The organism is Catellatospora sp. IY07-71 (genome assembly GCF_018326265.1).
Lineage (GTDB): Bacteria > Actinomycetota > Actinomycetes > Mycobacteriales > Micromonosporaceae > Catellatospora.
Window position 1 is genome coordinate 2,677,812 of sequence record NZ_AP023360.1, and the last position, 24,596, is coordinate 2,702,407.

23 protein-coding genes are annotated in these 24,596 nt (G+C 72.6%); 17 read left to right on the forward strand and 6 right to left on the reverse strand.

What is annotated here, in order from left to right; translation table 11 throughout:
- Positions 1 to 35: 35 nt before the first annotated feature.
- The 6 genes from CS0771_RS12115 to CS0771_RS12140 all read right to left on the reverse strand — a co-directional run bounded on the left by CS0771_RS12115 (position 36) and on the right by CS0771_RS12140 (position 5,973).
- Positions 36 to 887, reverse strand: a complete 852-nt coding sequence (locus CS0771_RS12115) for an IS5 family transposase (protein WP_212839359.1) — start codon at positions 885 to 887, stop codon at positions 36 to 38.
- Between the two features lie 131 nt (positions 888 to 1,018).
- Positions 1,019 to 3,682: an ABC transporter permease gene (locus CS0771_RS12120; RefSeq protein WP_212841064.1), complete on the reverse strand. Its 2,664-nt coding sequence runs from the start codon at positions 3,680 to 3,682 to the stop codon at positions 1,019 to 1,021.
- On the reverse strand, positions 3,679 to 4,401 hold the full coding sequence (locus CS0771_RS12125; RefSeq protein ID WP_212841065.1) for an ABC transporter ATP-binding protein: 723 nt from the start codon (positions 4,399 to 4,401) through the stop codon (positions 3,679 to 3,681). The genes CS0771_RS12120 and CS0771_RS12125 overlap by 4 nt, the downstream gene beginning before the upstream one ends.
- Positions 4,398 to 4,961: a PadR family transcriptional regulator gene (locus CS0771_RS12130; RefSeq protein WP_212841066.1), complete on the reverse strand. Its 564-nt coding sequence runs from the start codon at positions 4,959 to 4,961 to the stop codon at positions 4,398 to 4,400. Before CS0771_RS12130 ends, CS0771_RS12125 begins: the two co-directional genes overlap by 4 nt.
- Positions 4,962 to 5,008: 47 nt before the next feature.
- Positions 5,009 to 5,443 carry a ferritin-like domain-containing protein gene (locus CS0771_RS12135; RefSeq protein ID WP_212841067.1) on the reverse strand — a complete coding sequence of 145 codons (435 nt, stop codon included), beginning with the start codon at positions 5,441 to 5,443 and terminating at the stop codon, positions 5,009 to 5,011.
- On the reverse strand, positions 5,440 to 5,973 hold the full coding sequence (locus CS0771_RS12140) for a hypothetical protein (protein ID WP_212841068.1): 534 nt from the start codon (positions 5,971 to 5,973) through the stop codon (positions 5,440 to 5,442). The genes CS0771_RS12135 and CS0771_RS12140 overlap by 4 nt, the downstream gene beginning before the upstream one ends.
- A 192-nt stretch (positions 5,974 to 6,165) precedes the next feature.
- On the opposite strand from CS0771_RS12140, the gene rimP reads away from it, so the two are divergent.
- The 17 genes from rimP to CS0771_RS12225 all read left to right on the forward strand — a co-directional run bounded on the left by rimP (position 6,166) and on the right by CS0771_RS12225 (position 24,553).
- A complete protein-coding gene (rimP, locus tag CS0771_RS12145; protein WP_212841069.1) occupies positions 6,166 to 6,822 on the forward strand; it encodes a ribosome maturation factor RimP in 657 nt (218 codons plus the stop codon).
- Complete coding sequence (nusA, locus tag CS0771_RS12150; protein ID WP_244870741.1) at positions 6,819 to 7,874, forward strand: transcription termination factor NusA; 1,056 nt, start codon at positions 6,819 to 6,821, stop codon at positions 7,872 to 7,874. Before rimP ends, nusA begins: the two co-directional genes overlap by 4 nt.
- Positions 7,875 to 7,943: 69 nt before the next feature.
- Positions 7,944 to 8,210 (forward strand): YlxR family protein, encoded by a 267-nt coding sequence (locus CS0771_RS12155; protein ID WP_212845786.1) that lies wholly within the window; start codon positions 7,944 to 7,946, stop codon positions 8,208 to 8,210.
- 223 nt (positions 8,211 to 8,433) lie between these two features.
- Entirely contained in the window at positions 8,434 to 11,514 is a 3,081-nt protein-coding gene (gene infB, locus CS0771_RS12160) for a translation initiation factor IF-2 (protein ID WP_212841070.1), read from the forward strand.
- A gap of 151 nt (positions 11,515 to 11,665) precedes the next feature.
- The gene (locus tag CS0771_RS12165; protein WP_212841071.1) at positions 11,666 to 12,682 is read left to right on the forward strand and encodes a TRM11 family methyltransferase; all 1,017 of its coding nucleotides are present in this window, start codon (positions 11,666 to 11,668) and stop codon (positions 12,680 to 12,682) included.
- A gap of 21 nt (positions 12,683 to 12,703) precedes the next feature.
- On the forward strand, positions 12,704 to 12,997 hold the full coding sequence (locus CS0771_RS12170) for a DUF503 domain-containing protein (RefSeq protein WP_203756151.1): 294 nt from the start codon (positions 12,704 to 12,706) through the stop codon (positions 12,995 to 12,997).
- 191 nt (positions 12,998 to 13,188) lie between these two features.
- Positions 13,189 to 13,671 carry a 30S ribosome-binding factor RbfA gene (gene rbfA / locus CS0771_RS12175; protein WP_212841072.1) on the forward strand — a complete coding sequence of 161 codons (483 nt, stop codon included), beginning with the start codon at positions 13,189 to 13,191 and terminating at the stop codon, positions 13,669 to 13,671.
- Positions 13,668 to 14,702 carry a bifunctional oligoribonuclease/PAP phosphatase NrnA gene (locus tag CS0771_RS12180; protein ID WP_244870743.1) on the forward strand — a complete coding sequence of 345 codons (1,035 nt, stop codon included), beginning with the start codon at positions 13,668 to 13,670 and terminating at the stop codon, positions 14,700 to 14,702. The genes rbfA and CS0771_RS12180 overlap by 4 nt, the downstream gene beginning before the upstream one ends.
- 91 nt (positions 14,703 to 14,793) lie before the next feature.
- Positions 14,794 to 15,201, forward strand: coding sequence for a hypothetical protein (locus tag CS0771_RS12185; RefSeq protein ID WP_212841073.1), 408 nt, complete (start codon positions 14,794 to 14,796; stop codon positions 15,199 to 15,201).
- Positions 15,198 to 15,416, forward strand: coding sequence for a DUF6186 family protein (locus CS0771_RS12190; protein ID WP_212841074.1), 219 nt, complete (start codon positions 15,198 to 15,200; stop codon positions 15,414 to 15,416). Before CS0771_RS12185 ends, CS0771_RS12190 begins: the two co-directional genes overlap by 4 nt.
- Before the next feature lie 591 nt (positions 15,417 to 16,007).
- On the forward strand, positions 16,008 to 16,775 hold the full coding sequence (locus tag CS0771_RS12195) for a hypothetical protein (RefSeq protein ID WP_212841075.1): 768 nt from the start codon (positions 16,008 to 16,010) through the stop codon (positions 16,773 to 16,775).
- A gap of 13 nt (positions 16,776 to 16,788) precedes the next feature.
- Complete coding sequence (locus CS0771_RS12200) at positions 16,789 to 18,129, forward strand: MATE family efflux transporter (RefSeq protein WP_244870744.1); 1,341 nt, start codon at positions 16,789 to 16,791, stop codon at positions 18,127 to 18,129.
- A 117-nt stretch (positions 18,130 to 18,246) separates the two neighbouring features.
- Positions 18,247 to 19,089, forward strand: coding sequence for a tRNA pseudouridine(55) synthase TruB (gene truB / locus CS0771_RS12205; protein ID WP_244871344.1), 843 nt, complete (start codon positions 18,247 to 18,249; stop codon positions 19,087 to 19,089).
- Positions 19,089 to 20,024, forward strand: a complete 936-nt coding sequence (locus CS0771_RS12210; protein ID WP_212841078.1) for a bifunctional riboflavin kinase/FAD synthetase — start codon at positions 19,089 to 19,091, stop codon at positions 20,022 to 20,024. The genes truB and CS0771_RS12210 overlap by 1 nt, the downstream gene beginning before the upstream one ends.
- An 11-nt stretch (positions 20,025 to 20,035) precedes the next feature.
- Entirely contained in the window at positions 20,036 to 21,427 is a 1,392-nt protein-coding gene (locus CS0771_RS39415; RefSeq protein ID WP_212841079.1) for a Fic family protein, read from the forward strand.
- Positions 21,428 to 21,712: 285 nt separating this feature from the next.
- Entirely contained in the window at positions 21,713 to 21,982 is a 270-nt protein-coding gene (gene rpsO / locus CS0771_RS12220) for a 30S ribosomal protein S15 (RefSeq protein ID WP_203756178.1), read from the forward strand.
- Between the two features lie 231 nt (positions 21,983 to 22,213).
- Positions 22,214 to 24,553, forward strand: coding sequence for a polyribonucleotide nucleotidyltransferase (locus tag CS0771_RS12225; protein WP_212841080.1), 2,340 nt, complete (start codon positions 22,214 to 22,216; stop codon positions 24,551 to 24,553).
- Positions 24,554 to 24,596: the final 43 nt, after the last annotated feature.

A 24,596-nucleotide genomic window follows, 5' to 3' on the forward strand; every position in this document is an offset into this window, starting at 1 on the left:
TCTACGCAAAGCGATAAGAGCGACCGGCAATAGGTTCATTTGAGGCGTCGGGTGGTGGGACGGCCGTCCCAGCGGTAGCGGGGGCGGGCTTGTCGGATGAGTTGGCGTGTGGTGATCAGGGCTGCTGCCAGGTAGAGGTAGAAGTCCACGACCTGCGCGTTGCGTTCGGTGCAGCGGCGGATCTTGCCGTAGCCGTTCATCCATGAGTGGGTGCGTTCCACCACCCAGCGTTTGCCGACCTGGATGGGGGCGGGGAGGCCTTTGCGGGCGATCTGGCCGTGCAGGCCGCGGTCGTGCAGGCGCTGGCGGGTGGGGGTGTTGTCGTAGGCGCGGTCCAGGTGCACGGTGACGTCGTCGGGCAGGGGGCCTGTCTGTTGGGTGGCGGTGTCGAGGGTGGCTTCCAGCAGGGCGTTGTCGTTGCGGTTGGCGGGGGCGGAGATCACGGCCAGGGGTATGCCGGCGGCTTCGGTGCCGGTGGAGCGTTTGAGGCCGCCTTTGCCGCGGTCGACCGGGGAGCGTCCGGCGCGGTCTCCGCCGCAGGGTGCTTTGGTGAGCGCGCCGTCGACGGCGATGTCGTGCAGCTGTAGGCCGATCATGTTGTCGTAGGCGGCCAGGGTCAGGGCGTGCAGTTGCTGGGCGAGGCCTGCGCTGGCCCAGTCGGCCAGGCGGCGGCGGATGGTGCGGTCGGAGCATCCTGGGCCGGCGATGCGTTCGTAGCCCGAGCCGTGGACCAGGGCGTGGATGACGTGTTCGAAGACGACCTGGTCGGGGATGCGGCGGCGGTGGCAGCCCAGCGGGTGTGCGGGGTCGTATTCGGGCCGGTCGGGCAGCAGTGCGGCGAACTGGACCCAGATCGGGGTCAGCAGCGATGATGGCAGCGCAGGCACGGGACTCCTGTCATTGAAGCGTAGAGAACTCCAATGATCGATAAGTCCCGTGCCTGTTTGCTACCCGCGACCGGCTACCTGTCCAGGTCCGCACCTAATGCCGGTCGCTCTAAGAAGGTGCCCTTCCTTTCCTAGAGGCGGCGTTCGATGGGGAGGCGGGAGCGGGTCAGGAGGCCCGCGCCGAGCATGGCGACCAGGGGGACCGACAGGACGATGGCCAGGGTGTCCCAGGGGAGGGTCAGGGTCATCGGGACCTGGTCCTGGTGGGCCATGCCGCGGCTGGAGTTGACCGCGGCGACCAGGGCCGCGGCGGTGCCGAGGCCGGCCAGGACGCCGAGCAGCGCGCCCAGGCCGGAGATGACGCCGGACTGGCTCAGCGAGAGCAGGCGGCGCACCCGGGGGCTCGCGCCGACCGCGCCGAGGGTGGCGAGGTCCGGTCGGCTGTCCGCGGCGGTGAGGCCGGTGGCGACCCCGGCCGCGCCCAGCGCGACGAGCGCCGAGATCACGCCGAGGATCCAGATGATCGGTTCCTCGCGGAACTGCGCGCCCCGTTCGACGGTCAGCGACAGGTTCCCGCTGATCTCCCGGAGCCGACCGGTCAGCTGCTCGGCCTCCGAGCCGGTCAGCACGTGGTCGAGCGATGCCGCCACGTCGCCGGGGCGGACCGCGAGACCGTGCGCGCGCACCAGGTCGGGGGAGACGACGAAGGAGGCGGCCATGTCGTCGCCGGCCAGCACGGCGGCGGGCACGGGCACGGTGGGCAGGTCGTACGGATCGTCCACGGGCGGCCCGTCGACCAGCGCGACGGCGACCTTGCCGTCCACGACGTAGCGCGGATCGTCGACGACGATGCCACCGGCTTCCAGCACGGCCCGCGCTTTCGCCAGCTCGGCGGGCGGGGCGCTGCTGAGGGCGCTCAGGCCGCTGCCGTCGTCGACCGCGACGTAGAACGCCCAGCTGCCGCTGAAGCCGCGGCAGCGCGGGTCGTCCTCGTCGGGCTCCGGGGGGACGCCGGGCTGCGGGTCCACCCAGGCGGGGCAGCGCTCCGCCGGGGGCAGGACCGGGTACGCGCCGCAGTCGCGCTCGCCCGGTTCGGCGGGCCCGGCGCAGGCGACGTGGGAGAACACGTGCGGATCGGCAGCGGGCACGGTCTCCCGGATCGCCGCCAGGACCTTGGCGGTGTCGGGCCGCTGGTCTTCCTCACCCGGGAAGCCGACCACGAAGTGGCCGAGCGGCAGCTGGGGGTCGTAGTTGTCGTACGCGTTCTGCGCCTCGCTGCCGATGAAGGCGCCGATGGCGACGGCTCCGGCGACGGCGGCCATCACCGCGGAGATCGCCGGGGCGGCCGCTCCGCGGTTGCGGGCGGTGTCGCGCAGCGCGATCCGCGGCGCCAGCGGCAGCCACCGGCCCGTCCGGGAGATCAGGCCGACCAGCGACGGGGTGAGCAGCACCAGGCCCAGCTCGCCGAGGACGAGGCCGCCGAGGATCACGTTCACCTGCGAGCCGACCGCGCCCACGATCGCGATCACCGCACCGGCGGCGGCCATGACCAGGCCCAGGGTGATCCAGCGCTTGCGGGAGCGGACCACGCCCCGGCGGCCGGCCAGCACGGTGACGACCTGCTGCCGGGCCGCGGTGTACGCGGGCACCATCGCGGCGAGCAGGCCGGTGCCGACCGCGAGCACGACGATGCCGAGCTGGGCGAGCGGCAGGAAGCGCCAGCCGCCGGACCGGGCGTCGATCAGGTACTCCTCGATCAGCGGGCGCAGCACGGTGGCGGCCGCCACGCCGAGCACGATGCCGCCGAGCGCGGCGGCCAGGCCGAGCACGATGCCGTCGGCGAGCACGATGCGCCGCAGGTGGGAGGGGGTGCCGCCGGTCGCGGCGACCAGCGCCAGGTCGCGGCTGCGCCGCCGGGCGCCGACCGCGAAGGCCGGGCCGGCCAGCAGCACGATCTCCAGGATGATCAGGCCGATCAGCACCACGCCGAGGCTGAGTTCCTCGACCTGCGGGCCGTTGCCGTACACGAAGCGCGGGTCGGCCGGGGGCGGGTCGAGCACGACCGCGCGGCTGCGTACCACCACGCCGTGGGTGTTGAGCTGCTGGACGTCGGTCCACAGCAGCGGCGCCGGGGTGTCCACCAGGAAGACCGGATAGCCTTCGGCGCTCTCGTCGGACGGCAGGACCACGGTGTCGTTCAGGCCGTTCGGGAACTCGACCAGCGCGGTGACCTGGTACGTCCGGTCGGGCTGCACCAGGCGCAGCGTGCTGCCGAGGCCGAGGTCCATGCGCCGGGCGAGACGGGCGTTGACGGCGATCTCGCCGTCCCCGCGCGGGGCGGTGCCTTCCAGCACGGTCACCATGCCCGCGAGCTGCGGGTCGGCGACGTCGAGGATGCGGCTGGTGACACCGATGACCCCGGCGGCGGTGTAGACCTCGACGAAGTCCTCCGTCACCTGGGTGACGCGCGAGCCCGCGGGCAGTACCCGGAGCAGCTCGTCGGCGGTGCCGGCGCCCTTGCGGGGCTCCCCGTCGAAGCTGTAGCCGTTGCCGTCGGGCGCCTGGGTCAGCGGCCCGTCGGCGACCCACTGGACGCGGGCGTCGTAGCGGCCGAGTTCGCGGTCGAGCTGCTCGGCCGGGGTCAGCTCGTTCATGTCGTACACGGTCGCGGCGAACGACAGCCCCAGCGCGGGCAGCCCGAGCATGGCGATGACCAGCAGCGAGCGGCCCCGGTTGCGGCGTGCGTCGCGCCGGGCGACGCGCAGCGCGGGCAGCCAGCCGCGCAGCCACCTCATGACGCGGCCTCCAGCAGCTGCTCGGGCTGGGTCAGCGGGCCGGAGGCGTCGACCACCCGGCCGTCCCGCAGGAAGATCACCCGGTCGGCCCAGGCGGCGTGCCGGGCCTCGTGGGTGACCAGCACCGCGGCGGCCCCGGCGTCGACGCGGGCGCGCAGCAGGCGCAGCACCGCCTCGCCGGTGACCGAGTCGAGCGCGCCGGTGGGTTCGTCGGCCAGCACCAGGCGGCGCCGGCCGACCAGGGCGCGGGCGATGGCGACGCGCTGCTGCTGGCCGCCGGACATCTCGTCGGGGAAGCGGTCGGCGTATCCGGTCAGCTCGACCTCGGCCAGCGCCGCCTCGGCCAGCGGGCGGGCCTTGCGCCCCGAGACGCCCTCCAGCTCCAGCGGCAGCGCCACGTTCTCGGCGGCGGTGAGGCTGGGCAGCAGGTTGAGCGCCTGGAACACGTAGCCGACGCTGCGGCGGCGCAGCGCGGCCAGCTGGGGACGGCGCAGCGTGGACAGGGCGGTGTCCTCGACCAGCACCTCGCCGGAGTCGGGCCGGTCGAGCCCGCCCGCCAGGTTGAGCAGGGTGGACTTGCCGGAGCCGGACGGGCCCATGACGGCGACCAGCTCACCGGCGTGCACGCTGATGGTGACCCCGGCCAGGGCGTGCACCGCGGCCTCGCCGGTGCCGTGGGTGCGGTGCACGTCTCGCAGCTGCAGGACGGCGGTGCTCATACCTCGGCCTCCCGGGTGGCGTCGTCGTGCTGGGGGAGCGGCGCGGGGGTGGGCTTGTCGTAGCGCACCAGCGCGGTCTCGCAGTGGTCGAGCCAGCGCAGCTCGGCCTCGGACTGGAAGATCATGGCCTCCAGCACCAGCCGCCAGGGCAGCTCCGCGTCGCTGCGCTTGAGGCGGGTGTACTCCTGCAGCGCGCGCATGGTGGCGGTGCGCTGGGTCTGCACCACCGCCTGCACGTCGATGCCGGGGGTGGTCAGCGCGAGTGCCAGCTTGATGGCCAGCTCGTCGCGGGGCCGGTCGGCGCGGGCGATCGGGGTGGCGAACCAGAGGGTGAGCTCCGCGCGCCCGTCGGGCGTGATCTCGTACGGGCGCTGCCCCCCGTCGTTCTCCGGCAGCGCGCGTACCAGACCGTCGCGTTCGAGGCGGTTGAGGGTGGTGTAGACCTGGCCGATGTTGAGCGGCCAGGTGGAGCCGGTGGAGTCTTCGAACTCGGCCCGCAACTGGTAGCCGTAGCGGGGCCCGCGTTCGAGCAGGGCGAGCAAACCATGCCGGATGGACATGGCTACTGAGTATGCATACTCGGTATGCGGGTTTCAACCCGCCCTGGTCACTGCGCCTTTCGTCCCGGATACGGCACCGTGGCCGGGGCGACCCCGGCGCGCCGCCGCCAGCGGGTGGCCCGCACCGCCGCGTCGGTGTACGCGGTCAGCACCTGGCGGCGCAGCTCACCCTCGGCGTCGGCCAGCGCCGCCCGCCAGCTGGCCGCCACCCCGTCCTCCACGTAGGCGGCGAGCTTCAGCGCCGCGGCCCGGTCGGCCAGCGGGAACGGCAGCGCGTAGCCCGGCTCGGCGACCGGCGCCGCGGCCTTCAGCTCGGCCAGGCGCAGCAGCAGCGCGTCCCGGCGGGCGCGGTGCGCCTCCTCGCCCGTGCGCGCCTCCTTCTGCCCGGCCTTGTCCAGCAGCACGCCGAAGCGCCCGTACGCGTAGATCGCGCTGTGCTCGGCGGCCAGCGCCGTCTGCAACCGCTCGGCCAGGGTCGTCATGCGAGCACCTCCACGTGCGTGGCGCGGGCGGCGGCGATCTCGCCGACCAGGACGGCCCGCGCGGTGGTGGTGCTCACACACGCCTCGGCGGCCTGCTTGGCGGCCGAGGCCTCGCCGGTGCGCAGCGCGGCCAGGATCGCCTTGCGGTCGCCGTCGACCGGGGCGGCGCTCGGCAGGCTGAACGCGCTCGGCGAGGGCTTGGGGCTCATGATCGCCTCCAGCGCGGCCGCGTGCGCCTTGTGCGTGTCGCGCAGCGGGGTGAGCAGGGCGGTCAGCGTGGTGTCGGCGGCCAGCGCGGCGTCGTACGACGCGACCAGCGCGTGGGTGCCGGCGAGCAGGCCGGTCAGCGCGTCCGGCGGGGGCGGCTCGTCCGGCCCGCCGAACAGGTCGCAGCCCGCCAGCGCCGGTGCGGCCACGCCCGCGACCGCGGCCGCCGTCCCGGCTCGCAGCAGCCCACGTCGATTCGGCCGGAAGCCGCCCGGCCCGCTATGATCATCTGCCCGCGTACGCACCGCGCCAGTCTTCCTCATCCGGCCGGGCTCCGCTAACCGCCGTTCACGTGTCGGGCCGCTGGTGGGGACTCCTCGGGGTCCGCCGTCCGGGCGGGCCGCCGGGACGGGTCACCCGTGCCGCGCGTGCCCGCAGCGCGCCGCTGGTAGTTGCCGCGTGCTCGCGGGTTACGCTCTGCGCAGTCGATGTATCACCGAGAGGGGTGCCCTCAGATGGCTCAGCGTGGCCGCGCCTCAGGCAGGCAGACCGGCCGCCCGGCCGCCCGCCCGGCCGCACCGGCCCCAGCCCGGACCGCTCCGGCGGAACTGGCCGCCCGGCGTGCCCGGTTACAGGCCGTGATCGAGCCGGTGGTCACGGAGACCGGCTACGACCTGGAGGAGCTCTCCGTCAAGCAGGTCGGCCGGCGGCACCTGGTCCGCGTGATCATCGACGGCGACGGCGGCGTCGGCCTGGACGCGATCGCCGACGTCTCCCGCGCGGTGTCGCGGGCGCTGGACGACGCGGAGGCGTCCGGCCGTGAGCTGATCATGGGCGAGTACCAGCTGGAGGTCTCCTCGCCCGGGGTGGACCGGCCGCTCACGCTGCCGCGGCACTGGACGCGCAACGTCGGCCGCCTGGTCAAGGTGAAGGCGGGCGAGAAGACGCTGACCGGCCGCGTGGTGGACGCCGACGACACGGGCATCACGCTCGACGTGGACGGCAGGGAGCACGCGTTCGAGTACGGCGCGCTGGGCCCCGGCCGGGTGCAGGTCGAGTTCAAGCGGATGAATGAGATCTCCGATGAGGAGCTCGCCGAGTTCCACGACGACTCGTCCGACGACGAGGGGCCGGACGACGGCGAGCCGGACGACGAAGGGGAAGAGCGGTGAACATCGATCTGGCGGCGCTGCGCGCGCTGGCACGCGACAAGGAGATCTCCGAGGAGACCATCCTGCAGGCAATCGAGTCTGCGCTGCTCACCGCGTATCGGCACACGGAGGGCGCGCAGTCGCACGCCCGCGTGGAGATCAACCGGCAGTCCGGCGCGGCCGTGGTGTACGCGCAGGAGTACGGCCCCGAGGGCGAGCTGCTGCGGGAGTGGGACGACACCCCGCACGACTTCGGCCGGATCGCGGCGATGACCGCCAAGCAGGTCATCCTGCAGCGGCTGCGCGAGGCGACCGACGAGGTGCACTTCGGCGAGTACGTCAACCGCGACGGCGACCTGGTCACCGGCGTGATCCAGGCGCACGAGACGCGCTCGGAGAAGGGCATCGTCTCGGTCGACCTGGGCAAGGTCGAGGCCGTGCTGCCGCAGTCGGAGCAGGTGCCGGGGGAGACCTACCCGCACGGCCAGCGCATCCGCTGCGTGGTGGTGCACGTCGCCAAGAGCTTCCGCGGCCCGCAGGTCACCCTGTCCCGCTCCCACCCGGCGCTGGTGAAGAAGCTGTTCGCGCTGGAGGTGCCCGAGATCGCCGACGGCACCGTGGAGATCGCCGCGATCGCCCGTGAGGCGGGTCACCGCACCAAGATCGCCGTACGCTCGACGGTCTCCGGGGTCAACCCGAAGGGCGCCTGCATCGGCCCGATGGGCCAGCGGGTGCGCGCGGTCATGAGTGAACTGCACGGCGAGAAGATCGACATCATCGACTGGTCGGAGGACCCGGCCGAGTTCGTGGGCAACGCGCTGTCGCCCGCGAAGGCGCTGAAGGTCGAAGTGGTGGATCTCGCAGCGCGTGCGGCGCGCGTCACGGTGCCCGACTACCAGCTGTCGCTGGCGATCGGCCGGGAAGGGCAGAATGCCAGGCTGGCTGCCCGTCTGACCGGTTGGCGCATCGACATCCGCTCCGATGCGGCCGACTCCGGGGCGGCCCCGCCGCGCGGTCCGCGGGCCGCGGCTGATCACGAGACGGAGCCAGGCGGCACCCCGGTCTCCGCTTAGGGGTAGACTTTCCCGGTGGTACGACGCACGCGGCCGGGATCGCATGTGGCGGCCTCTTCCAACACACCGCTGGCACCTCCGGTGCGCACGTGTGTGGGATGCAGGCAGCGCGCGTCCGCTACCGAACTGCTCCGCGTCGTAGCGGTGGCGTCGGGCGCTGACCAGTTCAGCCTCCGGCCCGACCCGCGACGCAGATCGACCGGCCGGGGTGCCCACGTGCACCCGACACCGGCCTGTCTCGAGTCGGCGCTGCGGCGCCGCGCCTTCGGGCGCGCGCTGCGGATCACCGGGGTCATCGACACCGGCGAGCTGACCGGGGCGATCCACGGATCGTGACACGGTCCGAGGGATCACGACATCGATCCGAAGGATCACCGCCAGACCGTCACGGGGTGGCGGACCACCGTAGACGGGCGCCTCATCAGCCCCGTCTGAGGATCAAGCAAGGTAGGACGACCGGCATGGGCACACGATGAAGTCGCAAAAATGATCAGGCTTCAAGTGCACAAGTGAGGTCGCAGCGGGTCACTGCCCGTGCGACCTCGGAGTGAGGAGTGCAGTGGCAGGCAAGGCCCGCGTACACGAGCTTGCTAAGGAGCTCGGCGTCGAGAGCAAGAACGTTCTCGCCAAACTCAAGGAGATGGGCGAGTTCGTCAAGTCCGCGTCGAGCACCGTGGAAGCTCCCGTCGCACGACGGCTGAAGGACGCCTTCGCGGCAGGCGGGGCGGCTCCGGCCGCGCCCAGCGCGCCGTCGGCGCCCCCGGCGGCCGCGGCGACGCCGGCGGCGACCAGTGAATCCCGGGTGACGGCGCGTCCGGCACCCCCCAAGAAGCCCTCGGCCCCACCGGTGAAGCCGAAGGCACCCGTCTCGATGGTCCCGCCGACCCCGGTCACCAAGCCGGCGAGCGCGCACGACATCGAGGTCGCGGCGGCGGAGGCCCGTGCCTCGGCGCTGAAGGCCGAGCAGGAGGCTTCGGTCCGCGCGGCCCAGCAGGCGGCGAAGCAGCGTGAGGACAGCGGACGTCCGGACGCCCCGAAGCCCAGCTTCATGCCGCCCCGGCCCGGTTCGTCCGCGGCCGGCACCGGCGCGCGTCCGGCCGCGCCGGGCGGCCGTCCCGGTGCGCCCGGTGGCGACCGCCGCGACGGGCGTCCGTCCGGTCCGCGTCCCGACGGCGGCCGCGACCGCGGTCCGCGTCCCGAGGGCGGCGGCCGTGAGGGCCGTCCGGCCACGCCCGGTGGCGGCCGTCCGCCGCGCACCGGCGGCAACAACCCGTTCGGCATCTCGCAGGGCGGCGGCGCTCCTTCGCGTCCGTCCCCGGCTGGCATGCCACGTCCCAACCCGGCCTCCATGCCGCCGCGGCCCAGCCCGGCGTCGATGCCGCCGCGGCCCAACCCGGCCTCCATGCCCAGCCAGCGTCCGGCGCGTCCGGGCGGCGGCGCGGGCCGTCCGGGTGGTCCCGGCGGCGGTGCCGGTCGTCCCGGTGGCGGCGGCGGTGGCTTCCGCGGCGGTCCCGGTGGCGGCGGCGGTGGCGGCTTCCGCGGCGGTCCCGGTGGCGGCGGTGGCGCCGGCACGGGCTTCCGCCCCGGCGGTGGTCCCGGCGGTGGCGGTGGCGGCTTCCGCGGCGGTCCCGGTGGTGGCACCGGTGGCCCGCCGGCGGGCGGCGCGGGCCGTCCCGGTGGCGGCGGTGCCGGCGGCCGTGGCCGCGGTGGCGGCGCTGCGGGCGCGTTCGGTCGGGGCGGCGGCAAGTCGCGCGGCCGCAAGTCCAAGAAGCAGCGGCGTCAAGAGTTCGACAACCTGTCCGCGCCGACGATGTCCTCGGGTGCGCCCCGGGGCCAGGGTCAGCAGCTCCGGCTGCCGCGCGGTGCCTCGCTGTCGGACTTCGCCGACCGCATCAACGCCAACCCGGGCTCGCTCGTCCAGGAGATGTTCAACCTGAACATCATGGTGACGGCGACGCAGTCCTGCACCGACGACGACCTGATGCTGCTCGGTGAGCACCTCGGCTTCGACGTGCAGATCGTCAGCCCCGAGGACGAGGACCGCGAGCTGCTCGCGCGCTTCAACATCGACCTCGATGCCGACGTCGACGAGGAGCGCCTGGTCAGCCGTCCGCCGGTGGTGACCGTCATGGGTCACGTCGACCACGGTAAGACCAAGCTGCTCGACGCGATCCGCTCGGCCAACGTGGTCGAGGGCGAGGCCGGCGGCATCACCCAGCACATCGGCGCGTACCAGGTGCACGTCGAGCACGAGGGTGAGGACCGGGCGATCACGTTCATCGACACCCCGGGTCACGAGGCGTTCACCGCCATGCGTGCCCGTGGTGCGCAGGCCACCGACATCGTGGTGCTGGTGGTGGCGGCCGACGACGGCGTCATGCCGCAGACGATCGAGGCGCTCAACCACGCCAAGGCGGCCGACGTGCCGATCGTGGTCGCGGTGAACAAGGTCGACAAGCCGGAGGCCAACCCGGGCAAGGTGCGTCAGCAGCTGACCGAGTACGGCCTGGTCGCCGAGGAGTACGGCGGCGAGACCATGTTCGTGGACATCTCCGCCAAGAGCCGGATCAACATCGACGGCCTCCTGGAGGCGGTGCTGCTGACCGCGGACGCGTCGCTGGAGCTGACCGCTCCGATCGACGGGCACGCCCAGGGTCTGGCCATCGAGGCCCGGCTCGACAAGGGCCGCGGCCCGGTCGCGACGGTGCTGGTCCAGAAGGGCACGCTCAACGTCGGTGACTCGATCGTGGCGGGCAACGCCTACGGCCGCGTCCGGGCGATGCTGGACGAGAACGGTCACCCGCTGTCCGAGGCGGGCCCGGCCCGTCCGGTCATGGTGCTCGGTCTGACCGCGGTGCCGGGTGCGGGTGACACCTTCCTGGCCGCCGACGACGACCGGACCGTACGCCAGATCGCCGAGCAGCGGCAGGCCCGCAAGCGGGCGGCCGAGCAGGCGAGCCTGCGTGGCCGGGTGTCGCTGGAGAACCTGCTCGAGAAGATCAAGGAAGGCGAGCGCACCTCGCTGGACCTGATCATCAAGGGCGACGTCTCCGGTTCCGTCGAGGCCCTGGAGGACGCGCTGGTCGCGCTGCCCATCCCGGAGGAGATCCAGCTTCGGATCATCCACCGCGGCGTGGGTGCGATCACCGAGAACGACGTCAACCTGGCGTCCGCCTCGGCGAACTCGACCGCGATCATCATCGGCTTCAACGTTCGGCCGATGGAGCAGGCTCGCGATCTGGCCGACCGCGCCGGTGTGGAGATCCGTTACTACACGGTCATCTACCAGGCCATCGAGGAGATCGAGGCGGCCCTCAAGGGCATGCTCAAGCCGGAGTACGAGGAGGTCGCCCTGGGTTCGGCGGAGGTCCGCGAGGTCTTCCGTTCGTCCAAGGTGGGTCTCATCGCCGGTTGTATCGTCCGGTCGGGCCTGCTGCGCCGCAACGCCAAGGCGCGGGTGGTGCGCGAGGGCACGGTCGTGGCGGAGAGCGCCTCGATCAGCTCGCTCAAGCGGTTCAAGGACGACGCGACCGAGGTCCGTGAGGGCTTCGAGTGTGGTCTGACCCTGAACGGCTTCGGCAGCCTGCAGGTCGGCGACGTCATCGAGACCTTCGAGATGCGCGAGAAGCCGCGGGTGTGATCTAGAGGACGGGGCGGGGCCCGGCGCTGACGCGCCGAACCCCGCCCCTTCTGCTGTGTCGATCTTGCGTGGGTTGTGGGTGCGACACGCCCGTTCCGGGCAAAAGGGCAACAGTTCGTGCAAGATCGTCGTGGTAGTCGGAGGGGGAGCAGTGGCTAGGTATGCGGTGCTGGTGGCGCCGTCGGCTAACCGGGTTTACACGCAGTCGGCGCCGGAGTTGACGGCGGCGGAGCTGGCGGTGTTCTCCGAGCGGGCGCTGGGTGGGCGGCTGGAGCCGGCCGAGGTCGTGGAGCTGGGCGGGCGGCCGTACCTGTCGTTCGAGGTCGAGGACGGCCGGCTGGCGGCTGAGGAGCTGCGGGTGCTGGCGAACCTGTCGTCGGCGTACGCCATCTTCGAGATCGTCGAGGGCGGGCTGCTGCGGCCGCTCGGCGAGCCCCCGCTGGACCGGTTCGACGACGATCTGATCACCATCCAGAAGTACGCCGGCAAGACCAACGAGAACTTCACCCAGCTGCTGCTCAACGTGACCGCACTGGCCACCTCGTGGGCCGACCAGCTGCTCACCCGGCGCTTCGTGGTGCTCGACCCGGTCGCCGGGCGGGGCACCACGCTCAACCAGGCGCTGATGTACGGCTGGGACGCGATCGGCATCGAACTGGACGGCAAGGACGTCGAGGCGTACAGCGCCTTCCTGAAGACGTGGCTCAAGAACAAGCGGATCAAGCACACCACCGAGATGGCGCCGCTGCGGCGGGAGGGCAAGCGGATCGGCCGCCGCTTCGACGCCCGCATCGGCGACGTGCGCGACCAGCCCCAGCACCTGAGCCTGTTCGAGGCCGACACCACGCAGACGCGCGGCCTGCTCAAGGGCAACTCCGTGGACCTCGTGGTGGCCGACCTGCCCTACGGCGTGGTGCACGGCAGCCGCAGCGCCAAGGGGCTGGCCCGGGGGCCGCTGGAGCTGCTGGAGGAGGCGCTGCCGGGCTGGCTGTCCCTGCTGCGCCCCGGCGGCGCGCTGGGCGTGTCCTGGAACACCCACGTGGCCCCGCGCGAGGACGCCCTGGACCTGCTCGAGGAGCACGGCCTGGAGGCGGTCGACTACGAGGGCTTCGAGCACCGCGTCGACCAGGCCATCAACCGCGACATTCTGGTGGCCCGCAAGGTGTGATCTCGCGTACGCTTCTGGCTCGTGCATACCGGAACTACCGTTTTCGACCTGTTGCTGCCGGGTGACTCCCGGTCGCTGAAGGAGAAGCGCTCGTACGTGCGCCCGATCATCGCGGCGCTGAAGAAGTACGAGGTCGCCGTGGCCGAGGTGGGGGCGCTCGAGCTGCACGGGCGCACCGAGATCGGGGTGGCCGTGGTCGCCGCCGACCCGGCGCACGTGAACGAGGTCCTCGACCAGTGCGAGCGCCTCGTGGTCGGCCGCCCCGAGGTCGAGGTGCTGTCCGTGCGGCGCCGCTGGTACGGCGACGACGATTAGGCGGTGAGCTGCGCAGTCCAGCGCTGTGAGCTGCGGCTCCATCCGCGCTCAGCGCGCTCGCGTGAGGGTCGGACCCGGCGGGTAGTGTCATGGTGTTGGTTTCGACCCTGGCTCGTCACAGTGGCGACCTCGCCTGACCGGCGTGAGCCGCAGCGTGGCGCGCCGAGGTCGTCGGTCGCGGAGGTGACGTGATGGCTGATCCGGCCAAGGTACGCAAGCATGCCGAGCGGGTGCGTGAGCTCGTGGCATCGGCGGTACGTTCCCAGATCAAGGACCCCCGGCTCGGGATGATCACCATCACCGACGCCCGGATCACCGCCGACCTGCGCGAGGCCACGGTCTTCTACACGGTGCTCGGCGACGCGGAGGCCCAGGCGGGCACCGCCGCCGCGCTGGAGAGCGCCAAGGGCATGCTGCGCGGCGTGGTCGGCCGGGCGCTCGGCCTGCGCCACTCGCCCTCGCTGGCGTTCGTCTCCGACGACGTCCAGGAGCACGTCAAGCACATCGACGACCTGCTGGCCGAGGCGAAGCAGCGCGACGCCCAGGTGCAGGAGCTGGCCGCCGGCGCGGAGTACGCCGGCGACGCGCAGCCCTACAAGGTCGAGGACGACGAGGACGCGCAGGACGAGGACGACGAGGAGGAGCCTGCGCTGCGCGCGGCAGCCCAGCGGTGAACGCGGCGACGCTGGCGGCCGGGACCACCGGCCGCCCCACCGAGCAGGACTGGGCCGCGGCCGTCGCGGCCGTGCGCACGGGGCTGCGGCCGGGTGCGCGGGTGCTGCTGGTGTGCCACGTCAACCCCGACGGCGACGCGCTGGGCAGCATGCTCGGCTTCGCGCAGGGCCTGCTCCGGCTCGGCGTCACCTCGCTGCAGTGCACCTTCCCCGGCCCGCTGAGCGTGCCCGCGCCGCTGCACATGCCCGCGATGGACCTGCTCATCCCGGAGGCCGACGCCGACCCCGCGCCGGACCTGCTGGTGACCTTCGACGCGGCCAGCGAGTCGCGGCTCGGGTCGCTGGTGGACCGGCTGGAGACGGCCGCGGTCAGCCTGGTGCTCGACCACCACGCGTCGAACACCGGCTTCGGCAAGGTGTCGCTGGTCGACCCGTACGCCGCGGCCACCTCGGTGGTCGCCGCCGAGCTGCTGCGGCGGCTGGACGTGCCGCTGGACCGGCCCATGGCCGAGTGCCTCTACATCGCGCTGGTCACCGACACCGGCTCGTTCAAGTTCGACCTGACCACGCCCGAGGTGCACGAGCTGGCCGCGCGCCTGGTCGCCACCGGCATCGACGTCGGCGGCATCTCCCGGCGCATCTTCGACAGCCGCCCGTTCGGCGCGGTGCGCCTGTTCGGCGAGGTGATGGGCCGGGCCCAGCTGGAGCCCGAGGGGGCCGGCGGGCGCGGCCTGGTGTACGCCGTGGCCACACTCGACGACCTGGCCAAGCACGAGCAGCCGCCGTACGTGCTGGAGGCGCTGATCGACTCGGTGCGCTGCGTCTCCGAGGCCGACGTGGCGCTGCTGCTCAAGCAGGTCGCCCCGCAGGAGTGGGCGGTGTCCATGCGCAGCAAGGGCGGTGCGGACGTCAGCCGGGTCGCGGTCGCGCTCGGCGGCGGCGGGCACCGGCTGGCCGCCGGGTTCACCGGCCGCGGCGGCGCTGAGGAGATCATCGCCGCGGTGCGCGCGGAGCTGGCGGCGCAGGCCTGACGGGCGGCCGTTCCGCCCCATCGGCGGCGCGGTGCGGAGCAGGGTGGCGAAGGTCTCCCCCGCAGACCGGTCAACGGAGCACAATCGGGTCATGGAACAGCGTCCCGAGCTCACCGTCGAGCCGGTGCGACCGTGGGCGCGCGCGCAGGTCATGCTGCCGGTGTTCGTGCCGTTCTCGCTGATCGGCGGGTTGCTGCCGTCGTTCTCGCTGGCGGCGAATCTTTACGTGCTCGCGCTCGGGGGCGGGATGATGCTGGCGGGTATGTCGTCGCGGCTGCCCCGCCGGGCCGCTCCGGCCGGTCTGCTGCCGGGGGTCGCGTGGTGGCTGGTGCCGGTGGCGGTGTTCGTGGTGGTCGAGGTGATCACGTTCGCGATGGGGTCTACGCACGATTACCCGACGCTGTCTTTGCTGGCCGATCCGCTGCTTGACGGGTATCTGGTGCGGAGCCTGGCGTATTTCGGGTGGCTGGCCGGGTTCTGGGGACTGGTGCGGCGATGAGCCTGACGCGGTTTCTTGCCATCGCCGGGTTCGTGCTGGCGGGGGTGGCGGTGCTGGCGGTGGAGTGGGCGGCGCGGCGGCCGGGTTCCCGGGTGCCCAGCATCGGGGACGTGGCGGCGCTGGTCATGCGGTATGACGTGGGTGGGCTGCCGGTGGGGCGGCTGGCGATCCTGGGGTTCTGGTTCTGGCTGGGGTGGCACTTTCTGGCTCGGTGAGCCTTTCGGCGTGGTGCCTGTCATTCGGCTGGCGAGAGGGGGTGGGCATGATCGCGGGTTCGTGTCCAAAGGTGGGGCTGGGGCGCAGGTTTCGACACGAGACGGCGATCTTGCTCGGCGACCCCTGGAGCTGAGCGGAGATTCAGGGGGAGATTTCCGACTTGTTGCGCGTTAAGGAGCGGTTTAGCTGGTCAGTCGGCATGCCGACGTTCCAGGGTGTGGGAACGGCTGTGCAGGATGTGGAACTGAACGATAGTTTTGCCTGCAGCGGCGCGCTTCGCGGTCCCACCCGGACGGCGGCGCCGCGGTAGGTCACACCGGCGAGGATGCTCGGCGATCCCGAGAACGGCGGCGGACAGAGAAAACGCGGCACGTGTTTCGCGTGCGTGCGTCATCGACCCGTTGTTGTGGAAGGACCGTTCCCATGCCTACGTCCAAGAAGCCCCAGCCGCAGACCACCGAGGAAGACCGCGAGCGCGAGCAGGCCCGCCGCGCCCTGCAGACCTCCATGGACACCCGGCAGTAGTCCGTTCGGCCGCCCCGCGCGAGCGGGGCACCCGGCGGGATGATCGCTGCGTCTACGCTGTCGGAATGTCCTCGACAGCCGCGCCCGCGGCACCCGCCGACGGCGATCTGCTGCACCACCTGGCGTCGCAGAACCGCAGGCTGCTCGTCGCGGCCTGGGCCGTGGGCGGCGCCGGGCTGATCATCACGGCCGCGGTCGCGGGCGTCCCGGGTCCGGGGTGGGTCTGGCGGACGGTGTCCGGCCTGGCTGCCCTGGCGACGCTGGTCGTCTACTTCGGGGCGGTCCATCTGCTGTGGCGGGTGCGCCGCCCGGCGGCGCTGGCGCCGGTGACCCTGCCGCAGGGCTTCGCCGCGTTCACCTCGCCCGTCGTGTACGCGCGCGGCACCCTGGCGCTGGCCGGGGCCGGGTTCGCGCTCGGCGGCGGCCAGCCGCTCACCGCGAGCGCGCTGGTGGTGCTGGCGGCACTGCTCATCCATCACCCGCCCCGCCTGCTGGTGACGCCCGGCGGGGTGTCGGTGCGCGGGCTGCGCACCCGTACGGTGCCCTGGGCCCGGCTCACCGGGGTGCAGGTCCGCCCGCGCGGCGGCGTCGCCGAGCTGTCGCTGTGGACCGAGCCGGCGACCGGGCCGAGCGGCGTGCTCCGGGTGACGCTGGCCAAGTTCGACGTCGACCGGGAGTTCCTGGTCCGACTGCTCCAGCACTACCGGGCCGTGCCCGAGGACCGTACGGCGATCGGAGCGCCCGCGGAGCTGGCCCGCCGCCGTGCCGCCGTGCCGCCGCCGTCCGATGAGCTGGACGAGGACCTGGACGACCTCCTGGACGGGCAGCCGTGACGGGGGAGCGGCCGTGACGGCGGTGCGGGAACGCGCCGCCGCCAGTGGATACCGCAGGATCGCGGCGCTGGCGCTGCCCGCGCTGGTCGTGCTGGCCGCCGAGCCGCTGTACGTCCTGGTCGACACCGCCGTGGTGGGACACCTGGGCCGGGTGCCGCTGGCCGCGCTGGGCCTGGCCGGGACGGTGCTGGGGCTGGCGGTGTGGCTCGGCAACGTGCTCGCGTACGGCACCACGGGCCGCGCGGCGCGGCGCTTCGGGGCGGGTGACCGGGCGGGGGCGGTCGGCGAGGGCGTGCAGGCGTCCTGGCTGGCGGTGCTGGCCGGGCTGGCGCTGGTGCTCGCGGCACAGCTGTGCGCGGGGCCGCTGACCCGGGCGCTGTCCGGCAACGGGCCGGAGTCCGCGGCGGTCGCCGCGCAGGCCGAGCTGTGGCTGCGAGTGGCCTGCCTCGGCGCGCCGTTCATCCTGCTCGCGATGGCGGGCAACGGATGGATGCGGGGCGTGCAGGACACCCGCCGCCCGCTGTACTACGTGCTCGGGGCCAACCTCGCCTCGGCCGTGCTGTGCCCGCTGCTGGTGTACGGCCTCGGCTGGGGCATGGTCGGCTCCGCCTGGGCGAACGTGGCCGCGCAGGCTGCGTCCGGCGGCCTGTTCCTGCGCGCGCTGCGGCGCGAGCGGGTGCCGCTGGCCCCGGACTGGGCGGTGCTGCGCCGCCAGCTGTCCGTCAACGGTGCGCTGCTGGTGCGCGGCGCGGCGTTCCAGGCGTGCTTCCTGTCCGCGGCGGCGGTGGCGGCCCGGTTCGGCGCGGCGGCGCTGGCCGCGCACCAGATCGCGCTGCAGCTGTGGTTCTTCAGCGCGCTGGTGCTCGACTCGGTGGCGATCGCGGCGCAGTCGCTGGTCGGCGCGGAGCTGGGGGCGGGCGACACGGCCGCGGCGAAGGCGACCGCGCGGCGGATCACCTGGCTCGGCGGCTGGTGCGGGGTGGCGTTCGCGGTGGTGCTCGGCGCGAGCGTCACGGTGCTGCCCGCGCTGTTCGTCGACGATCCCGCGGTATGGGAGCAGGCGGCGCTGATCTGGCCGTGGTTCGCCGTGCTGCTGCCGATGGGCGGGATCGTGTTCGCGCTCGACGGGGTGCTCATCGGCGCGGGCGACGTGGCGTACCTGCGCAACCTGACCGTCGTCGCGGCCGTGGTGGGCTTCCTGCCGGCGACCTGGCTCGCGTACGCCCTCGACCTGGGCCTGACCGGGGTGTGGGCAGGGCTCACCCTGTTCATCGTGGTCCGGCTGGTGGCGCTGCTGCTGCGGATGCGCACCGGCGGCTGGGCCGTGCCGAGTGCGGAGCCGCGGCCCGCCTAGGCTGGACGTCGGCGCGCGCCCGACCCACGGCGCAGCGGGGCGAGGAGAAGCGTGAGCAGCAGGAAGAACGACCGCCCGGTGACCGACGGGCTGATCGTGGTGGACAAGGCCGGGGGCATGACCTCGCACGACGTGGTCGCCCGGGTGCGCCGCATCGCCGGCACCCGCAAGGTCGGCCACGGCGGCACGCTGGACCCGATGGCGACGGGCGTGCTGGTGCTCGGCGTGGGCCGGGCCACCCGCCTGCTCACCTACGTCGTGGGCACGGACAAGGTCTACCGGGGCACCATCCGGCTGGGCCAGGCCACGGTCACCGACGACGCCGAGGGCGACGTCACCGCGAGCACGCCCGCGGGCCACGTCACCGACGAGCAGATCCGGGCCGGGCTGGCCGTGCTGATCGGCGAGGTCGACCAGGTGCCGTCCGCGGTCAGCGCCATCAAGATCAACGGGGTGCGCTCCTACCACCGGGTCCGGCAGGGCGAGCAGGTCGAGCTGCCCGCGCGGCGGGTGACCATCTCCCGGATCGACGTGTCCAGGATCACCCGGCGCGACGACGTGGTCGACGTCGAGGTGGAGGTGGCCTGCTCGTCGGGCACCTACATCCGCGCGATCGCCCGCGACCTGGGCGCCGCGCTGGGTGTCGGCGGTCACCTCACCGCGCTCCGGCGCACCGCCGTGGGCGGGTTCACCCTCGCCGAGGCGTACCCCCTCGAAAAGCTCGCGGAGCTCGCCGACCCGGTGGCGCTGCCGCTCGCGCAGGCCCTGGGCCGCGCCATGCCGGTGCGCACCGTCGACGCGGAGGCGGCGAAGATCGTGTCCCACGGCGGGCCGCTGCCCGCCGTCGGCCAGGCCGGGCCGTACGGTGTGGTGGGCCCGGACGGGGCCGCGCTCGCCGTCATGTCCGAGCGCGGCGGCCGGGCCAAGGCGGAGATCGTCCTGGTGGGAGGCGAGCAGTGATGCAGCGCTGGCGGGGGTACGACGCGGCGCCCGGCGGGTGGGGCCGGTCGGTGGTGACCATCGGCGTCTTCGACGGCGTGCACACCGGGCACCAGCAGACCATCGGCCACACCGTGAAGCGGGCCCGGGAGCTGGGCCTGCCCGCCGTCGTGCTCACCTTCGACCCGCACCCGTCCGAGGTGGTGCGGCCCGGCTCGCACCCCGCCGTGCTCACCTCGCCGCTGCGCAAGGCCGAGCTGATCGAGGGCCTGGGCGTGGACGTGCTGTGCGTGCAGCCGTTCACGCTGGAGTTCTCGAAGCTCGACGCCGACCGGTTCGTGCACGACGTGCTCGTCGAGCACCTGCACGCGGCGCTGGTCGTGGTGGGGGAGAACTTCCGCTTCGGCCACAAGGCCGCCGGTGACGTGGAGCTGCTCGCGAAGCTGGGCCGCACGTTCGGCTTCGCCGTGGAGTCGGCGCCGCTGGTCACCGGTGACGGGACGATCTTCTCGTCGACGTACGTGCGGGCGTGCGTGGACGCCGGTGACATCGAGACGGCGGCGGCGGTGCTCGGCCGGCCGCACCGGCTGGAGGGCGTCGTGGTCCGCGGCGACCAGCGCGGGCGCGAGATCGGCTTCCCGACGGCGAACCTGATGGTGGCGAAGTACGCCGCCGTGCCCGCGGACGGGGTGTACGCGGCCTGGCTGGTGCGCGGCAACGACCGGCTGCCCGCCGCGGTGTCGATCGGCACCAACCCGACGTTCTCCGGGCAGGACCGCCGGGTCGAGGCCTATGTGCTCGACTTCACCGGCGACCTGTACGGCGAGCGCCTGGCCCTGGACTTCGTCAGCCACCTCCGCCCGACACTGAAGTTCGACGGCATCCCCGCCCTGGTCGAGGCGATCGAGGACGACGTCGCCCGCACGCGCGCGGTCCTGGGCGTGCCGAAGCCGTAGGATCGGCGGCTGTGAACACCCCGTGGCGTGAGGTCGAGCCGCTGCCGATGCTGAACGGCGCGGTGTCACCGGTGCTGCTCACGGTCGACTCGCTGCGCACGGCGTGGGAGCGGTCGATCGCGCAGGCGCCGCCGGCGGAGTTCGCCGAGGCCCGGCAGCGCAGCCTGCGCCGGCACGCTATCGAGACCGGCATCATCGAGCGGTTGTACGACCTCGACTGGGGAGTGACCGAGGCACTGGTCGCCGAGGGCATCACCGCTGAGGTCGCGGCCCGCGAGGGCGGGGTGAGCGACGAGGCGTTCGACCTCATGCGTGATCAGCTCGGGGCGTTGGAGTATCTGGTCGAGGCCGTCCGGGACGGGCGGGACCTGTCGGTGTTCTTCGTGCGCGAGCTGCACCAGCTCATCACGCGCCACCAGCCGACGTACGAGGCGCGCGACGCGCTCGGCCGGGTGGTCCAGGTTCCGCTGCCGCAGGGGGAGTGGAAGGCCCAGGCCAACCACGTCCGGCGGCCCGACGGCACCATGCTGGAGTACACGCCGCCGGAGCACGTGCCGGGACAGATGGACCGGCTGGTCGAGCTGTACAAAGCGACCGAGGGCGCGCACCCGGTGGTACGCGCGGCGTGGCTGCACCACCGGTTCATCTGCATCCACCCGTTCGCCGACGGCAACGGGCGGGTAGCTCGCGCCCTGACCCTCCTCGTGCTGCTGCGCGAACGCTACGCACCGCTGGTGGTGGACCGCCGCAACCGCCCCGACTACATCGCTGCCCTGGATGCCGCGAACGACGGCGACCTGCGCCCACTCGTCCATCTGTTCGCCCAGCTGGAGATCTACTCCCTGCGCGCCGAACTGGAACGGCCTGCGCTGACGATCGCGGCCACCAGCAGCGCGGCCACGATCGCCCGCGCCCACGTGGAACGGCTGGTAGATCTCGGGCGGATCGCCGGCGAGGGTGCCGCTGCCGGTGCGGCGACCATCGCGGACATGCTTTCCCGTCGCATCACCGGGCAGCTTGACGGCATCGCCGGTCAGGTGAGGACCGCCTTCTTGGCATTGGATCCGGAAGCCGGCGCGCGGGTCGACTCGGAGACGAAGCCGAACTGGGTGAACGTCTATGTGAAGCTGGTGGTGCTGGACAAGGAGCTGTACTACTACGTCACGCTGCGGCCCGTCGGCTCGGTCGGAGCCGTCGCGGTGGATGTCTTGGCCATGTACCAGTACCTGGACGACGGGGATGTGATGGTGGGGACGTCGCTCCTGGGTGATCTGGCTCCCACCGACGCTGCGATGGTCGTCGCTCCGGGCCCGGCGCAGGAGGGTGGCTTCGCCGCGGTCGAGGAGCTGATCGAGCGCACCTTCGCGCTCGCGGTCGACCGGTTCTCCCGGCGTCTCTACTAGCGGCGATGATCGCTGTCTGCTAGCGGCGATGATCGCGGCTTCGTGTCAAGATCTGTGGTCTGGCCGCACTTTCTGACACGAACCGGCGATCTTGGCCGCGGCGCGCGCGGGCACGTCGGGTGGGGTACACGCCGTCGGGAACGCGTGGTTTGCGTATCCCGTGGGGGTCGTGTCCCACGTCCTGGTAGCCTTGAGGGGACGCCGGGTCACCGGTGTCGGCCTCGTATGCCCTGCCCGACGCCGTGGGGATATTGAGGTGGCAAAGAACCCACAGTTAGGGAGAACATGGCGCTCGACGCTGCAGTCAAGACCCAGATCATGGCGGACTACGCCACCGTCGAAGGGGACACCGGTTCGCCGGAGGTCCAGGTGGCCGTCCTCACCAAGCGGATCCAGGATCTGACCGAGCACCTCAAGCTGCACAAGCACGACCACCACAGCCGTCGTGGTCTGCTGCTGCTGGTGGGCCGCCGCAAGCGGCTCCTGGCGTACCTGCAGAAGTCGGACATCGCCCGCTACCGTGCGCTCATCGAGCGCCTCGGCCTGCGCCGATGATCTGACGGGGGAGCGGCATCTGTCGCTCCCCCGACGTTTGACAAGACGAAAAGGCACGCACCCGCCGTCGGGGGACATCCGGCGCCGGCGCAGGCAACACACCCAGAGCCGGTATGGGTCGGTCCTCGGTAGTGGTGTCCGGAGCAAGCTCCGGGCGCTTCGATCGAAGACCGACTGTCCCACCCGAGTAGGGGTCGCTCGCGTGCCGCGACAGAAGGAGCACACAGCTTCATGACCGAGCACAACCTCGGCGAACAGACCAGCAAGGCCGTGATCGACAACGGGTCGTTCGGCACCCGTGAGATCATCTTCTCCACCGGACGCCTGGCCCGCCAGGCCGCCGGCTCCGTCATCGCCCAGCTGGGCGACACCGTGGTCCTCTCCGCGACCACCGCCAGCAAGCAGCCCAAGGACCAGTTCGACTTCTTCCCGCTGACGGTGGACGTCGAGGAGCGGATGTACGCCGCCGGCCGGATCCCGGGCTCGTTCTTCCGCCGGGAGGGCCGTCCGTCCGAGGACGCGATCCTCACCTGCCGCCTGATCGACCGGCCGCTGCGCCCGTCGTTCGTCAAGGGCCTGCGCAACGAGGTCCAGGTCGTCGAGACGATCCTGTCGCTCGACCCGGCCCACCCGTACGACGTGGTCGCGATCAACGCGGCGAGCATGTCGACCAAGCTGTCCGGCCTGCCGTTCAGCGGCCCGATCGGCGCGACCCGCGTCGCGCACATCGACGGCCAGTGGGTGGCCTTCCCGACCCACGCCGAGCTGGAGCGCGCCACCTTCGACATGGTCGTGGCCGGCCGCACCCTCGAGGACGGCGACGTCGCCGTCATGATGGTCGAGGCCGAGGCCACCGAGCACACCCACAAGCTCGTCGCGGACGGCGCCGTCGCGCCGACCGAGGAGATCGTGGCCGGCGGCCTGGAGGCGGCCAAGGTCGCCATCCGTGAGCTGTGCCGGGCGCAGAGCGAGCTGGCCGCGGTCGCCGCGAAGCCGGTCACCGAGTTCCCGGTCTTCCTGGACTACCAGGACGACGTGTACGCGGCCGTGAAGGCGGCGGCGGGCACCGAGGTCGCCGAGGCGCTGAAGATCGTCGGCAAGGCCGACCGCGAAGAGGCGCTCGACCTGGTCAAGGAGAAGGTCGTCGGCGCGGTGACCCCGCAGTTCGAGGGCCGCGAGAAGGAGGTCCCGGCCGCCTTCCGCTCGCTGACCAAGCACGAGGTGCGTCACCGCGTGCTGCGCGACGGCGTCCGCATCGACGGCCGCGGCACCCGCGACATCCGCGACCTGACCGCCGAGGTGCAGGTGCTCCCGCGCGTGCACGGCTCGGCGCTGTTCGAGCGCGGCGAGACCCAGATCCTGGGCGTCACCACGCTGAACATGCTGCGCATGGAGCAGGCGCTGGACACCCTGTCGCCGGCGAAGACCAAGCGCTACATGCACAACTACAACTTCCCGCCGTACTCGACCGGTGAGACCGGCCGGGTGGGCTCGCCGAAGCGCCGCGAGATCGGCCACGGCGCGCTGGCGGAGCGGGCGCTGATCCCGGTGCTGCCCTCGCGCGAGGAGTTCCCGTACGCGATCCGGCAGGTGTCGGAGGCGCTGGGCTCCAACGGCTCGACCTCGATGGGCTCGGTCTGCGCGTCCACGATGTCGCTGCTGAGCGCCGGTGTGCCGCTGAAGGCGCCGGTCGCCGGCATCGCCATGGGCCTCATCTCCGACGAGGTCGACGGCAAGACCCAGTACGTGACGCTGACCGACATCCTCGGTGCCGAGGACGCGTTCGGCGACATGGACTTCAAGGTCGCCGGCACCGCGGAGTACGTCACCGCCCTGCAGCTGGACACCAAGCTCGACGGCATCCCGTCGGACGTGCTGGCCGCCGCGCTGCAGCAGGCCAACGAGGCGCGCGCGACGATCCTCGGCGTGATGGCCGCGGCCATCGCCGCGCCGGGCGAGATGAGCGACTACGCGCCGCGGGTCACCACGGTGAAGATCCCGGTCGACAAGATCGGTATGGTCATCGGCCCGAAGGGCCAGACCATCAACGCGATCCAGGACGAGACCGGCGCCGAGATCTCCATCGAGGACGACGGCACGATCTACGTCGGCGCGACCGACGGCCCGTCGGCGCAGGCCGCCGTCGAGCGGATCAACGCCATCGCGAACCCGACCCTGCCGAAGGTGGGCGACCGTTTCCTGGGCACCGTGGTGAAGACGGCGGCGTTCGGCGCCTTCGTCTCGCTGCTGCCCGGCCGTGACGGCCTGCTGCACATCTCCAAGGTGGGCGACGGCAAGCGGGTCGAGCGGGTCGAGGACTTCCTCAACGTCGGCGACAAGGTCGAGGTCGTCATCGCCGACATCGACGCGCGCGGCAAGGTGTACCTTGACAAGATCGGCCCCGACGGCAACCCGATCGTCTCCGACAAGGCGCCCCGCGAGGGCGGCGAGCGCGGCGGCGACCGGGGCGGCGACCGTGCACCGCGCGGTGACCGTGGCGGCGACCGGGGTGGCGACCGTGCCCCGCGCAGCGACGACGGCGAGCGCCGTCGGCGCACCCGCCGCGACTGACGCTCGTCGGTGAACAGCAAGAACAGCTAGCCACACAGCCCGC

What these genes read in the sequence shown, in the direction of transcription:
- CS0771_RS12190 (WP_212841074.1), top strand. Translation starts at nt 15,198, where the DNA reads ATGAGCCTGACGCGGTTTCTTGCCATCGCCGGGTTCGTGCTGGCGGGG.
- CS0771_RS12185 (WP_212841073.1), top strand. Translation starts at nt 14,794, where the DNA reads ATGGAACAGCGTCCCGAGCTCACCGTCGAGCCGGTGCGACCGTGGGCG.
- CS0771_RS12120 (WP_212841064.1), bottom strand. Translation starts at nt 3,682, where the DNA reads ATGAGGTGGCTGCGCGGCTGGCTGCCCGCGCTGCGCGTCGCCCGGCGC.
- rimP (WP_212841069.1), top strand. Translation starts at nt 6,166, where the DNA reads ATGGCTCAGCGTGGCCGCGCCTCAGGCAGGCAGACCGGCCGCCCGGCC.
- CS0771_RS12225 (WP_212841080.1), top strand. Translation starts at nt 22,214, where the DNA reads ATGACCGAGCACAACCTCGGCGAACAGACCAGCAAGGCCGTGATCGAC.
- truB (WP_244871344.1), top strand. Translation starts at nt 18,247, where the DNA reads ATGACCTCGCACGACGTGGTCGCCCGGGTGCGCCGCATCGCCGGCACC.
- rbfA (WP_212841072.1), top strand. Translation starts at nt 13,189, where the DNA reads ATGGCTGATCCGGCCAAGGTACGCAAGCATGCCGAGCGGGTGCGTGAG.
- CS0771_RS12210 (WP_212841078.1), top strand. Translation starts at nt 19,089, where the DNA reads ATGCAGCGCTGGCGGGGGTACGACGCGGCGCCCGGCGGGTGGGGCCGG.
- rpsO (WP_203756178.1), top strand. Translation starts at nt 21,713, where the DNA reads ATGGCGCTCGACGCTGCAGTCAAGACCCAGATCATGGCGGACTACGCC.
- CS0771_RS12195 (WP_212841075.1), top strand. Translation starts at nt 16,008, where the DNA reads ATGTCCTCGACAGCCGCGCCCGCGGCACCCGCCGACGGCGATCTGCTG.
- CS0771_RS12135 (WP_212841067.1), bottom strand. Translation starts at nt 5,443, where the DNA reads ATGACGACCCTGGCCGAGCGGTTGCAGACGGCGCTGGCCGCCGAGCAC.
- CS0771_RS12130 (WP_212841066.1), bottom strand. Translation starts at nt 4,961, where the DNA reads ATGTCCATCCGGCATGGTTTGCTCGCCCTGCTCGAACGCGGGCCCCGC.
- CS0771_RS12140 (WP_212841068.1), bottom strand. Translation starts at nt 5,973, where the DNA reads ATGAGGAAGACTGGCGCGGTGCGTACGCGGGCAGATGATCATAGCGGG.
- CS0771_RS12125 (WP_212841065.1), bottom strand. Translation starts at nt 4,401, where the DNA reads ATGAGCACCGCCGTCCTGCAGCTGCGAGACGTGCACCGCACCCACGGC.